We start from the raw sequence: 12,352 nt of genomic DNA on the forward strand, positions 1-12,352 counted from the left end.
TTTTTAACCCTTCATCTTCAGCGGCAACCCGGCCGCTATGAAATAAACTTCGTTCGCGACCGCAGCAACCTTCTGGTGAAGGCGGCCGGCATGATCGCGAAACTCGCGGGCCATCCTGTTTTCCGGCACGATGCCGAGGCCCACTTCATTGGAAACGAAAACGACGCGCGCCTTCAGGCTACCGACGCAATCGACCAGCCGGTTTGCCTCCGTGGCAACATCCCGGTCGTCCATCATCAGGTTCGTAACCCAGAGCGTCAGGCAATCGACAAGGACGGCATTGCTCTCGCTGTCCAGCGCCTGCAAACACGAGATGAGATCGAGCGGTTCCTCGTGCGTAACCCAGCTATCGCCCCGATCCTCGCGATGATGTGCGATGCGTTCCTGCATCTCCTCATCCCATGCGCGGCCGGTGGCAATGTAATGACGCGAGAGGCCAGTCTCCGTGACCAGCCTCTCGGCAAAAGCAGACTTCCCCGAGCGCGCCCCGCCTAGGACGAGCACTGCGCCCAGCGATGTCATCAGGCCATCTTCGCAAACCGGGCGTTGAACGTGCCGAGCAGCAGGCCCAGCGCCACCCAGAAGAACAGGCCGGTGGCGAGAGCTGCCACAGCATATTCCGCGGCAAGCACCGCAGGCACGTTGCTGGTGATGTCAGCCGGTTGCGGCGCGCCGATCGCATGTGGCACGAGCATCAGAACAAGACCTCCGATCTTGGCCCATATTTCTGGACGAAGAACCATGAGGTAGAGCCCGATTGCCGTTGCAATCACCGTTCCGAACCACCAGACCTGACGGTCGAACAATTCGGCGGCCGGAAAGCCCGGCAGTTCCGGCGGCAGGCCGACGGACGGCAGCAACTGGAATGCCAGCCACGCGGCCGCGCCCCAGAGCGCGCCGTTTGCCACGGTCACTGCAGTGCCGGTAAACAGGCTCGCAGCGAGCAGAATGAGCGCAAAACCGCATCCTGTCACGACATTGGCCATGATGGTGCCGGTCAGGCGGTTGACGCCGAACAGCATTCCGCCCTCGTCCTCGGCGCCCGCCTCTGCGGAGGTCTCGTGCGCCATCGCCTTCGTTGCAAAGGAGATATTCAGGCCGGATGTGTGTTCATGAACCTCTGCCGGCGCGTTCTCGTATTTCTCGGCTTCGAGAATGAGCGGAACGACTCTTGCCTGCTGGGCGACTGTCACCAGTCCACCAGAAATCAGCCCGGCTACCAAAGCAGCCAAGAGATATTTGACAACCATGGAGATACCCCCTTAGTGGCAGGGGAAGCCATTTGCGTGACGAACGTCATGCGCGGTGTCGTGCAGCACGTTCGAATGCGCAAAACCGGCACCGAAGATCAGGAACGAGCCGACGAGCAGAGCAAGAATGCCTGCGGTGAAACGATCGGATACCGAAACGATCTTGGTAGAAGAAATAGAAGCCTGAGCCATGACAACCTCCGTGCTGGCAAAATACAAAAAGTGACGCAAATCGCGTCGGGTTTTGTCTGGCAGATCTCCTGGCTCACGGTTCCCGCAGCGCAGCTTTCGCTACGCCGCGACGGCGACCCCTCGCCTTCCCGGAACTTCCGGCTTTGCGCGAAGGGACGATTCGTAGAAGGAGGCGTCCCGCCCGTGTTGCCGCAATGCCGTTCCAGTGGCTTTGAAACCGTTTGAAGTCTTTGCGCCGAAAGCACCATGCTCTTTGCTCGCAAACCCTTCTCGCAGTCCCCGGAATCGCCTCTTCCGCTCTACAGTCGCGGGGTCGGCCGGGATAAGAATGCCCTAGATGGGTCCATTCGTCCCGTTCCCTTTTGATCCCTTGGGCTTTGCGCCCGCTGGGAACCAAACATGTGATGAGTCTAGTTTTTCCCCTATGGCAAGTCAATCTCGTTTGCGACACTCCACATGCGAAAACGGACCGCATCGCGGTCCGTTTTCTGGTGCTGTATCAGCTCGCGCAATCAGCAGCGGCGCTTCTTGCGGCAATTGACGTTCTTCACCTTGCCGAAGTTGAACTTTCCGATGACCTTGACCTTGCCGGGACGGACCTTGCCGACCTTGAACTTGCCGAACTTGTGGGCACCGACCACAGCGCCGAGCACGCCGACGGCTATGGCCGCATCGAGAGCTGGATCACGCTCCTCCACCACGACGACTTTCTCGCGGCGTGGACGAACGACCACCGGCTGCTCGACAACGCGCGGCTGGGCGCTCAGCCACTCGGCATAGGCTACCTCGGACAATTTACGGATCTGCGCGACCTGATCATCGGAGAGGTAACCGCTCACTGGCGCGCCGTTCTCCTGCTGCCAGTTGCTGATCGCCGTGCGGGTGTTTGGGCCGAACGACCCGTCGCTACCGAATGTGTCGTAACCAAGCGACGTCAGCCGCCCCTGGATTTCATGGCGCTGCTCGCGATCGAGCAACTGTTCCTCGGCTTCGGGCGTCCCCTCGGTGAACTGAATGTTGTCTCGGGCCTGAGTATTTTGCCCCATATCGTCCTGGCCCTGAGCATCGCTCTGGTTGGCCGCCATTTGCTGGCCTTCCGTGGGCTCATCCATCTGATCGGACTGGTCCTGCGCGGCCTGATTCTGGTCCACCGGTTCGCTCTGGGCCTGATCCATGCGGTTCTGGTCTTCGGGCTGTTCAGCGACCTGGTTGAGACGCTGGTTCTGATCGGCAGGCTGTTCGTCGCCTTCCGCCACATCGGCCACCGGCTGCTCTGCAGCAGCGAGCTGGACGATGCGCGCCTGGGCGATGGCTGAAAACTTGCCGTTGGGATACATGCCGAGATAGGCTTCGTATTCCTTGACGGTGTTGCCGTCAGAGGCAGCTTTCCACAGCGCATATTCCTGTTCCCAGTTGCCGGCTGCGGGCGTCTGTGCCTTGCCAGCCTGCTGCACGTTTCCAGCCTGGGCTGCATCTGCGGCCTGCGCAGCCGCGTCGTCAGACGGACCGGCCTGATCCGCCATTTGCGCATCGGTGTCGTCAGGCTGCACTGAGGTTGCCTGCTGATCAGCGGCATCATCCTCAACTACATCCTGCTGGGCGTCAGCCACCTGCGGCTTGACCTCAGGGGCTTCAGCTTTGGCGATCATCGTATCGATGCGGGTCTTCGCAACCTTCGCGAATTTTCCTTTGGGGAACGCCTTCAGGTACTTCTCATAGTCGGCCTTGGTTCCGGTCTTGGAGACCTGACGCCACATTTCAAGATCGCGAATTTTCTCGGCTTCCGCATCGCCGGCCTCAACGGACTGGGTCGCCGTCGCGTCGGACTGTTCAACGCCGGCACTCTTCACGCCATTGAGATCGTCGATGCGCTTTTGGGCAACGCTGGCGAATTTGCCCGACGGATAGGCCTTGATATAGGCCTCGTAGTCAGCAGCCGTGCCAGCCTTGGAGGCGGCGCGCCACATCTGGAATTCCTTCTGCCAGCCGGTGTCGCCCGGGGCCTCGGCAGCCCGCACGGTCTGGGCGTAGGAGGCAGTAACGCCAAGTGGCGAGGCCGCGAGTGAAAGGCTGACGGCAGACGCCATCAAGGTATTAAAATGCCTGGACAGTTTCATTTCTTTCCCCTGTTTGGCCTGAAATATTCATTTCAGAACAGATGTCGTGAATTCAAATGTGCATACTTTAGCTGAAATAAGAAGCTCCACGAATTGAGCCTCTACTGCTTTCGTCAAAGAATACGGATATGATTTCTTTTTTATTCGACGACGGATCGACTTTCGCGTCCGCGTTACGCAGCAATAACTGCGGCAGCTCACATGCAGCCGTTTAGCCACGCAGGGTCCAGCACCCCTTCGAGTTCCTGCGCCACTCCGTCCAGTGCCTGATCCACCGCAGCAAGGTAATCGAAGTCGCCGCCGGCGATCCCAAAGGAGGCGAGCAAGGCACGCCGGAACGCGTCGCTGTCGAACAAACGATGGAGATACGTGCCGGCAATTTTCCCATCCGGCGACACCGCACCATCCGCTCTTCCATCGATGGTCAGGTATGGGCGCGCGCAATCGATGCCGACCGTCTCGCCGAGATGGATCTCGTAGCCGGCAAGCGGCACATCATAGAGAATGGAATGCGCCGGGCAGTTGGCAAGCCTTTTTTCCGGCGCCATGGAGGTTGATACATCGAGCAAGCCGAGCCCGTCGGCTTCCCGAACACTGCCCTCAAGACCATCCGGATCGTAAATCTTCCTGCCGAGCATCTGGTAGCCTCCACAGATACCGATGACCTGCCCACCCCTGCGCACATGTGCAGCGATATCGCGGTCCCATCCCTGCTCCCGGAATGCCATCAGGTCCGAAATCGTCGCTTTCGAACCGGCAAGTACAATCAGCCCGGCATCAACCGGCAGCCGCTCGCCTGGTCGAACGAAAACCAACTCGACGGCGGGCTCGGCGCCGAGGGCATCAAAATCGTCAAAATTTGCGATGCGCGGCGTTACTGGGACGGCGACCTTCAAGGCGCCGGCCACGCCTTTTGCGAACTTCTCTAGAGTAACCGAATCCTCAGCAGGCAAACGCGCGACATCCCGAAGCCAGGGAACAACCCCGAAACAGGGCCAGCCGGTAAAGCCACCGATGGCAGCAATACCGTCATCGAACAGCGAAACGTCGCCGCGGAACTTGTTGATGATATATCCGGTCACCATCGCCCGGTCTTCGGGCGGCAGGATCAGATGTGTGCCGGCAACTGAAGCGATGACACCTCCCCTGTCGATATCGCCGACCAGTACGACCGGCACATTGGCCGCCCGCGCAAACCCCATATTGGCGATGTCGCCCTTGCGCAGATTGATCTCACCGGGGGATCCGGCCCCCTCCACGATAACCAGATCGGCTCCGTCGCTGACGATTGCAAAGCTCTCCAGCACCCGATCCATCAGTTCCGGCTTAAGGCGCTGGTAATCCCGCGCCTTGGCCTGCCCATAGACTTTGCCTTGCACAACGATCTGGCTGCCATTGTCCGTCTGCGGCTTCAGCAGCACCGGGTTCATGTGCACGGAAGACGGCACGCGGGCTGCAAGCGCCTGCAGCCATTGGGCGCGGCCAATTTCGCCTCCATCATCGCTGACTGCAGCATTGTTGGACATGTTCTGCGGCTTGAATGGCCGGACTTTCAGTCCGCGATTGGCCGCAAGCCGGCACAAACCGGCGACCAGCACCGTTTTGCCGACATCCGAACCGGTTCCCTGCAGCATAATCGCCCTGGCCACTCGCACGCCTCCGCATCGAAACATTTTCAAGCCCATGCCATTAGCCAAGGCTGGAAGCAAGCATTGGCGCCGCCGTTCACTGACGCAAAATAGATCCGCAACTTTCTGGTTGGCGATTTGGGCCAGATATGCGACAAAAAAATGAACCGAGGAGGTTGCGGATATGCCCAACTCCATCGAAAAGAGCATCGATCTGAAAGCGCCCGTCGAGCGCGTCTGGCGGGCACTGACTGATCACCGCGAATTCGGCGAGTGGTTCCGCGTCGCCATCGCCACACCGTTCGAAGAAGGCAGGCCCGCCCGCGGCTATATCCTCCATCCCGGTTATGAACATGTGATGATGAGCGTCCTGATCAAGGAGATGCAAGAGCCGACGCTGTTTTCCTTCACCTGGCATCCCTACGCCATCGATCCGCATGTGGACTATTCAACCGAGATCCCCACCCTGGTGGAATTCCGTCTGCAGCCCATCCCATCCGGCACAAAACTGACAGTCACCGAAACCGGTTTCGACGCCATCCCTGCCCATCGCATGCCCGAAGCATTCCGGATGAACGAAGGAGGCTGGGCGATACAGGTCGAGAACATCAAGAAACATGTCGAATCCTGAGACGAATTCATTTGCCTCCGTTTCCTCCCCCAATCCGGCGCTTGTTTTCTCGGCGCTGGGAGATCGCACCCGCCTGTCGCTCCTGAGGAAACTGAGTGGCGGCGACAGTCAGTCGATTGCACGGCTTTCAGTCGACTCCAACCTGACTCGGCAGGCGGTGACCAAGCACCTGAAGGTGCTGGAAGATGCCGGTCTGGTGGCAGTTAGCCGCATCGGCAGGGAGAGCCAGTATACTCTGCAACCAAAGGCGATTGCCGCAGCCCGTTGCTACCTCGAAGAGGTAGCGCAACTGTGGGGCGATGCGCGGGTGCGCTTGCTGGCCTTCGTGGAGGAGTAACTGGATTTCGGAGTCTGCTTCAACGCCAAAAACGACGAAAACCGTGCCGCCCCTCTCCGGGCATAGCACGGTTCGCCAAATACGCCTGGCCGCATCGTCGAAACGCTGACGATGCGCACACCCCGGTACGCATTACCTGATCCGGAGTTGCAGGTTCAACACCCGCCGCAGGTCAACCATTAGCGTCACAATCTTACCGGACCGTTAGCGAGAGCTTAAGCAGAAGTGAATTTCGATTTTTTTATCGCAAATCCAAATTATTTTTATGGCTGGCCCGGAAACGGCGCAAAGACGCAGGTGCGATAGAAAAGGTCTCAACTCGTGCCTGACTTTGGCAAATATGTTTGAAACGGCCCGGATGTTTGCAATCATGAATAACATAAATTTGATTAAATCTACCCTCGATAGGCAGCAATCGCGCATCCAAATCAGCAAATTCGCGTCAAATGCCCATTGATTTAGCTATTGCTCATTTTGGGCTGTTGATTTCTTTGACGGAACTCGTAGATTTGCGCCGTACAAGGTTCGACGCCGCTGATGGAGACAGGGTTCCTCAATTGGGGCATTACAAAAAACACCTTGGCACGGGGAAGTAATTGTTGAGTGCCTCCGTTTAATAGACCCTGGATCCGCGACATCAGTCATGCGGTACCTGGGCGGTAAACGAGCGCACAGGACTTTGGCGGCGCCCAAGCAGCGCCCGCAAGCTGGGAGACACGAGCAAGTGCGTGATTTGCAATCAACTGCCGTCCTTTTCGCAGACTGTCGCCACGTCATCCCCTACAGCCAGACTTCCTGAGTTCGTGCCGGCATTTAGCCGTCGAAGCGCGCAGTCATTTGTAATGTTCGCAGTGTTGACGCTGAGTCCGGAAAGTGAAATCTTCCAATAAACGCCCTGGGGAACAATAAAACTTGGGCATGCGGAACAAAGCAATAAAACAAGGGAGACTACAATGAGTGAGTTTGAAAGCAAACTGAAGGCAGCTGAACAGCTTGCCCGCAAGGGCAGCCTGTCGCGACGCGACTTTATGCAGTTGGCCATCGCGACCGGTATTGCAATTCCTGCAGCATCCTCGATGTTCTCAAAAGCCCAGGCTGCGGAACCCAAGAAGGGCGGCACGCTTCGCATCGGCATGGAAGGCGGCTCGGCTTCGGATTCGCTTGACCCGACCACCTATTCCGATTCAGTCATGATCGCCTCATCGCTCTGCATCATGAACAATCTCGTCGAGTTCGACGCCGACGGCAACCCGACCGGCGAACTGTTCGAAACCTGGGATGTACAGCCGGGTGCCCAGGATTGGGTGTTCAACGTCCGCCAGGGCATCAAGTTCTCCAACGGCAAGACACTCGACGCCGACGACGTCATCTACTCCATCAATCTGCATCGTGGCGACAAGACGAAATCTCCTGCCAAGGGCAACCTCGAGCAGATCGCCGAGCTCAAGGCGCTTTCGCCGACCCAGGTGAGCATCGTGCTCAAGTCCGGCAACGCCGACTTCCCGGCGATCCTCGGCGATTACCATATCGTCATCGTGCCGAAGGACTTCACCGACTGGGAAATGCCGATCGGCACCGGAGCCTACACGCTGGAAAGCTTCGAGCCGGGCGTCCGTCTGGTCTTCAAGAACCGTGGTGACTACTGGAAGCCAGGCCGCGGTAACTTCGACAGCGTCGAAATCCTCAACATCCAGGACCCGGCCGCCCGTACGGCTGCTCTGCAGTCCGGCCAGGTCGATGCCGTCAATCGCCTCGACGCCCGCACGGTCGATGTCCTGATGAAGGACCCGAACCTCGCCGTCGTCCGTACCAAGGGCACCGGCAACCGCTTCTGCTTCGTTTCCCGCGTGACGATGGATCCGTTCACAAACAAGGATCTGCGTCTTGCACTCAAGTGGGGCATCGACCGCGAAAAGATCATCAAGCAGGTCTATAACGGCTATGCGACGCCGGGTAACGACCACACGCTCGATCCGCTGAACCCATATTACAATACACAAATGCCGCAGCGGACCTATGATCCCGACAAGGCAGCCTTCCACTTCAAGAAGGCCGGCCTCGCCCCTGGCACCAAGATCGAACTGCAGACATCGGAAGGCGCCTGGGGTTCAGCCGTCGACTGCGCCCAGATCTACCAGGAATCCATCAAGGCAGCCGGCGTTGACCTTACGGTCAACAAGGTGTCGGCCGACGGCTACTGGGACAATGTCTGGCTCAAGGTTCCTTTCTGCGCGGTTTATTGGGGCCGCCGCCTGACCGCCGACGTCTACTTCACCGAAGTGTTCGGTTCGGATTCGTCCTGGAACGACTCCGACTGGAGGGTTCCGGAATTCGATGCGCTGGTCAAGGAAGCCCGCGTCGAACTCGATGACTCCAAGCGCAAGGAAATCTACTTCAAGTGCCAGGAAATGATTGCCGATGACGGCGGTCAGATCTGCTTTGCGATCACCGACTATCTCGACGGCTATTCGCCGAAGGTTCAGGGCGTCAAGCCGCATGCGCGCTACGACCTCGACGACAACCGCCTCGCCGAAAAGGCCTGGTTCGCCTGATCCACGTCAAGAAGGAAGGGCCGGCATGAAGCCGGCCCTTCCAGCCTCAATTCGGCATCCATACGGCAATCGAGGGGGAAGATGTTTACTCGTGCCGCATGAAACGGGATCGGGGCAACTCGGTATGGCCCAACAATAACAATAGGGGGCGGCTCGATGCTTCGTCTGCTGGTGTCCCGGATTATCCTGGGATTGTTAACACTCGTCGCCGTGAGCGTGCTGATCTTCGCCGCCACGGAAATCCTGCCAGGCGACGTGGCAAGCGCGGTGCTCGGCCAGGGTGCCACCCCGGAAACGCTAGCCGCTTTCCGTCTCGAGCTGGGCCTGGATAGGCCGGCCTACCTGCGATACCTCGACTGGGCCTGGGGTGTCCTGCATGGTGATCTGGGCCATTCGCTCACCAACAAGCGTGATATTCTCAAGACAATTGTGCCGAAGTTCCAGAACACGCTGTTCCTCGCGGGCTTTGCCGCGGCGATCGCCGTGCCGCTTTCGGTAGGCCTCGGCATTCTCTCCGCGATCAACGAAGGAAGATGGTCCGACAAGGTCTCCAACATCATGTCGCTGGCCTTCATCTCGGTGCCGGAATTCTTTGTCGCCTATATCCTGATCCTGATTTTCGCCGTGATACTCCAGTGGTTCCCGTCGCTTGCGACAGTCTATCAGACAATGAGCTTCGGTCAGCGGCTCTACGTTGCGGCCCTCCCCGCCGTGACGCTGACCATGCTGGTCGCGGCCCACATGTTGCGAATGACCCGCTCGTCGGTCCTCTCGATCATGTCGCAACCCTATATAGAAATGGCCTTCCTCAAGGGACTACCGCGCTCGCGGGTCATCGTCCACCACGCGTTGCCGAACGCTGCGGCGCCGATCATCGCCGTCATCGCGCTCAACCTCGCCTACCTCATTGTCGGCGTCGTCGTCATCGAAGTCGTGTTCGTCTATCCGGGTGTCGGCCAATACATGGTCGATGGCGTGACCAAGCGCGACCTGCCCGTCGTGCAGGCCTGCGGCCTGGTATTCGCCTCGGCCTTCATTCTTCTCAATACACTTGCGGACGTCCTGAGCATTCTCGTCAATCCGCGCCTGCGCCAACCGAAGTGAGGATGATCAAGAGATGAAAATCTTTGGACGCAAACCCACGATCTCCGCCTGGATCGGCATGACCATCGTCGCCGTCTTCATCATCATGGCACTCTTCGCACCCTGGATCGCCCCCTATAGCGAAGCCGAGGTTGTCGGCGACACCTGGGCTTCGCCCTCGATGCAGTTCTGGCTCGGTACCGACAACATCGGCCGTGACTTGCTCTCCCGCATTATATACGGCGCTCGGACGACGATTAGCGTTGCACTATTGGCGACAATCCTCTCCTTTCTGATCGGCACATGCGCCGGCCTCTTCGCCTCGATCGGCGGGCCTGCCGTCGATACCATCCTGTCGCGCTTCGTCGACATCATGCTGTCGATACCGATGTTGGTCTTCGCGCTGATTATCCTGTCGATGTTCGGCTCGTCGATGTTCACCATCATCGTCACCATTGCCGTCCTTGACTCCACACGCGTCTTCCGACTTGCCCGCGCAGTATCGATGAACGTTGCCGTTCTCGAATATGTCGAGGCTGCGCGTTTGCGCGGCGAAGGCAACTGGTGGATCATGCGCCGGGAGATTTTGCCCAATGTGCTGCCGCCGATGATCTCGGAGTTCGGCCTGCGCTTCTGCTTCAACTTCCTCTTCCTCGCGGGGCTCTCCTTCCTCGGCCTCGGCATCCAGCCGCCGGAAGCGGACTGGGGCAGCATGGTGCGCGACAATGCAAGGCCGATCATGAGCCCGTTCGATCCCAAGCTGACACCGCTCTGGCCGGCGTCGATGATCGCCCTGATGACCATCGGCGTCAATCTCGTCGTCGACTGGATTCTGTCCATCAATGCCCGTCCGTCGGGCGCCTCGGCGGAGATGTGATCCAATGACGCAACCGATTCTGAAAATCACCAACCTGCGCGTTGAATCCATCAACGGCCTGGTCCTCGTCGACAACGTCTCGCTAGAACTAAAGCGCGGTGAGGTCCTCGGCCTCATCGGCGAGAGCGGCGCCGGAAAATCGACGATTGGCCTGTCTTCCATGGTCTATGCCCGCGCCGGCTGCAAGATCACCGGCGGCACGGTGGAAATCGACGGCGTCTCCGTCCGCGATCTTTCGCCCGATGGCCGGCGCGACATGCGTGGCCAGCGCATCGCCTACATCGCCCAGTCGGCGGCGGCGTCGTTCAACCCGGCCCATACGATCATGGAGCAGGTTTGCGAAATGCCGATCCAGCATGGGCTGATGAAAAAGGACGAGGCAGAAAAGGCCGCAGTCGAGCTTTTCCGCTCGCTCGGCCTGCCGAATCCGGAAACCTTCGGCAAGCGGTATCCACACCAGGTTTCCGGTGGGCAGTTGCAGCGGGCGATGGCCGCCATGGCAATTTCCTGCCGCCCGGACATTCTTGTGTTCGACGAGCCGACCACCGCGCTCGACGTCACAACCCAGATCGAAGTGCTGGCGTTGATCAAGAAGCTGATCCAGGAACTGAACACCGCCGCACTCTATATTACTCACGACCTAGCCGTGGTGGCGCAGGTCGCCGACCGCATCATGGTGCTGCGCGGCGGCAAGATGATCGAACTCGGGGGAACCGAACAGATCCTGATCCGTCCGGCCAACGACTACACCAAGGCGCTGGTGTCCGAGCGCAAGGCTGCCGACAAAATCGACGAGGACACGGAAGAGCCGGTGCGCGGCCCAACCGTGCTCAAGGTTGATGATGTCGTTGGAAAATACGGCGACTTCACCGTCCTCAAGAACGTCTCGATCGATGTCTCCAAGGGCGAAACCGTAGCGGTCGTCGGCGAATCCGGCTCGGGCAAGAGCTCGCTGGCCCGGTTGATCGTCGGCTTGCTGCCTCGCACATCTGGCTCGGTCAAATTTGGCGGCAAGGAAATGAGCCCGGCCTACAAGAGCCGGTCGAAGGAGGAACTGCGCAAGATCCAGTTGATCTACCAGCTCCCTGACGTGGCGCTCAATCCGCGCCAGACGATAGGAGAAATCATCGGCCGGCCCTACGCCTTCTATTTTAACAAGACTGGTGCGGAGGTGAAGGCCCGCGTTGCCGAGCTCCTGACCCAAGTGGGGCTGCCGGTCGATTATGCCGGACGACTGTCGACGGCGCTTTCGGGCGGACAGAAACAGAGAATCTGCATCGCGCGCGCGCTTGCCGCCAATCCGGAGCTGATCATCTGCGACGAGCCGACCTCCGCGCTCGACCAGCTTGTGGCAGAAGATATCCTGAAGCTCCTGAAGAAGCTGCAGGATGAGCTTGGTATTGCCTATCTGTTTATCACCCACGATCTCGGCATCGTCCGCCGTATCGCCCACCGAACAACGGTTATGCTGCGTGGCGAGGTCGTGGCCGACGGCCCGACTGCCAGCATTTTTGCACCTCCTTTCCATCCCTACACGGAAAAGCTCATTTCCTCCGTGCCGGAAATGCGCACGGACTGGTTGGATGAGGTGCTCGATAAGCGCAAGGTGCTGTGAGGCATCGAGGCCCTCTCGCCGCAGAACGGGGAGAGGGCTAGGGTGAGAGGCAGATCCCTGCTATAAGCGC

General features: G+C 59.1%; 11 protein-coding genes and 1 riboswitch. Of the genes, 6 read left to right on the top strand and 5 right to left on the bottom strand.

The features are described 5' to 3' along the window. Positions 1 to 3: 3 nt before the first annotated feature. The 5 genes from cobU to JJB09_RS14085 all read right to left on the bottom strand — a co-directional run bounded on the left by cobU (position 4) and on the right by JJB09_RS14085 (position 5,208). Positions 4 to 522 carry a bifunctional adenosylcobinamide kinase/adenosylcobinamide-phosphate guanylyltransferase gene (gene cobU, locus JJB09_RS14065; protein ID WP_201659157.1) on the bottom strand — a complete coding sequence of 173 codons (519 nt, stop codon included), beginning with the start codon at positions 520 to 522 and terminating at the stop codon, positions 4 to 6. Then, on the bottom strand, positions 522 to 1,250 hold the full coding sequence (locus JJB09_RS14070) for a CbtA family protein (RefSeq protein ID WP_201659160.1): 729 nt from the start codon (positions 1,248 to 1,250) through the stop codon (positions 522 to 524). Before JJB09_RS14070 ends, cobU begins: the two co-directional genes overlap by 1 nt. Before the next feature lie 12 nt (positions 1,251 to 1,262). Further along, positions 1,263 to 1,442 carry a CbtB domain-containing protein gene (locus tag JJB09_RS14075; RefSeq protein ID WP_201659163.1) on the bottom strand — a complete coding sequence of 60 codons (180 nt, stop codon included), beginning with the start codon at positions 1,440 to 1,442 and terminating at the stop codon, positions 1,263 to 1,265. A gap of 41 nt (positions 1,443 to 1,483) precedes the next feature. Further along, positions 1,484 to 1,855, bottom strand: a riboswitch (cobalamin riboswitch). A 99-nt stretch (positions 1,856 to 1,954) separates the two neighbouring features. Continuing rightward, entirely contained in the window at positions 1,955 to 3,559 is a 1,605-nt protein-coding gene (locus tag JJB09_RS14080; protein ID WP_201659166.1) for a peptidoglycan-binding protein, read from the bottom strand. Between the two features lie 197 nt (positions 3,560 to 3,756). Next, the gene (locus tag JJB09_RS14085) at positions 3,757 to 5,208 is read right to left on the bottom strand and encodes a cobyric acid synthase (protein ID WP_201659169.1); all 1,452 of its coding nucleotides are present in this window, start codon (positions 5,206 to 5,208) and stop codon (positions 3,757 to 3,759) included. Between the two features lie 163 nt (positions 5,209 to 5,371). On the opposite strand from JJB09_RS14085, the gene JJB09_RS14090 reads away from it, so the two are divergent. From JJB09_RS14090 to JJB09_RS14115, 6 genes are all read left to right on the top strand, one after another. Beyond that, on the top strand, positions 5,372 to 5,818 hold the full coding sequence (locus JJB09_RS14090) for an SRPBCC family protein (protein ID WP_201659172.1): 447 nt from the start codon (positions 5,372 to 5,374) through the stop codon (positions 5,816 to 5,818). After that, the gene (locus tag JJB09_RS14095; RefSeq protein ID WP_201659175.1) at positions 5,805 to 6,155 is read left to right on the top strand and encodes an ArsR/SmtB family transcription factor; all 351 of its coding nucleotides are present in this window, start codon (positions 5,805 to 5,807) and stop codon (positions 6,153 to 6,155) included. The genes JJB09_RS14090 and JJB09_RS14095 overlap by 14 nt, the downstream gene beginning before the upstream one ends. 953 nt (positions 6,156 to 7,108) lie before the next feature. Continuing rightward, on the top strand, positions 7,109 to 8,707 hold the full coding sequence (locus tag JJB09_RS14100) for an ABC transporter substrate-binding protein (protein WP_201659178.1): 1,599 nt from the start codon (positions 7,109 to 7,111) through the stop codon (positions 8,705 to 8,707). 156 nt (positions 8,708 to 8,863) lie between these two features. Continuing rightward, the gene (locus tag JJB09_RS14105; protein WP_201659181.1) at positions 8,864 to 9,811 is read left to right on the top strand and encodes an ABC transporter permease; all 948 of its coding nucleotides are present in this window, start codon (positions 8,864 to 8,866) and stop codon (positions 9,809 to 9,811) included. Positions 9,812 to 9,824: 13 nt separating this feature from the next. Further along, entirely contained in the window at positions 9,825 to 10,667 is an 843-nt protein-coding gene (locus JJB09_RS14110; RefSeq protein ID WP_201659184.1) for an ABC transporter permease, read from the top strand. Positions 10,668 to 10,671: 4 nt separating this feature from the next. Beyond that, positions 10,672 to 12,282, top strand: a complete 1,611-nt coding sequence (locus tag JJB09_RS14115; protein WP_201659186.1) for an ABC transporter ATP-binding protein — start codon at positions 10,672 to 10,674, stop codon at positions 12,280 to 12,282. The last annotated feature ends 70 nt before the right edge of the window (positions 12,283 to 12,352 follow it).

This window comes from Phytoamicus setariae (assembly GCF_016722925.1).
Classification (GTDB): domain Bacteria; phylum Pseudomonadota; class Alphaproteobacteria; order Rhizobiales; family Rhizobiaceae; genus Rhizobium_E; species Rhizobium_E setariae.

What these genes read in the sequence shown, in the direction of transcription:
- JJB09_RS14080 (WP_201659166.1), bottom strand. Translation starts at nt 3,559, where the DNA reads ATGAAACTGTCCAGGCATTTTAATACCTTGATGGCGTCTGCCGTCAGC.
- cobU (WP_201659157.1), bottom strand. Translation starts at nt 522, where the DNA reads ATGACATCGCTGGGCGCAGTGCTCGTCCTAGGCGGGGCGCGCTCGGGG.
- JJB09_RS14110 (WP_201659184.1), top strand. Translation starts at nt 9,825, where the DNA reads ATGAAAATCTTTGGACGCAAACCCACGATCTCCGCCTGGATCGGCATG.
- JJB09_RS14105 (WP_201659181.1), top strand. Translation starts at nt 8,864, where the DNA reads ATGCTTCGTCTGCTGGTGTCCCGGATTATCCTGGGATTGTTAACACTC.
- JJB09_RS14070 (WP_201659160.1), bottom strand. Translation starts at nt 1,250, where the DNA reads ATGGTTGTCAAATATCTCTTGGCTGCTTTGGTAGCCGGGCTGATTTCT.
- JJB09_RS14075 (WP_201659163.1), bottom strand. Translation starts at nt 1,442, where the DNA reads ATGGCTCAGGCTTCTATTTCTTCTACCAAGATCGTTTCGGTATCCGAT.
- JJB09_RS14100 (WP_201659178.1), top strand. Translation starts at nt 7,109, where the DNA reads ATGAGTGAGTTTGAAAGCAAACTGAAGGCAGCTGAACAGCTTGCCCGC.
- JJB09_RS14115 (WP_201659186.1), top strand. Translation starts at nt 10,672, where the DNA reads ATGACGCAACCGATTCTGAAAATCACCAACCTGCGCGTTGAATCCATC.
- JJB09_RS14095 (WP_201659175.1), top strand. Translation starts at nt 5,805, where the DNA reads ATGTCGAATCCTGAGACGAATTCATTTGCCTCCGTTTCCTCCCCCAAT.
- JJB09_RS14090 (WP_201659172.1), top strand. Translation starts at nt 5,372, where the DNA reads ATGCCCAACTCCATCGAAAAGAGCATCGATCTGAAAGCGCCCGTCGAG.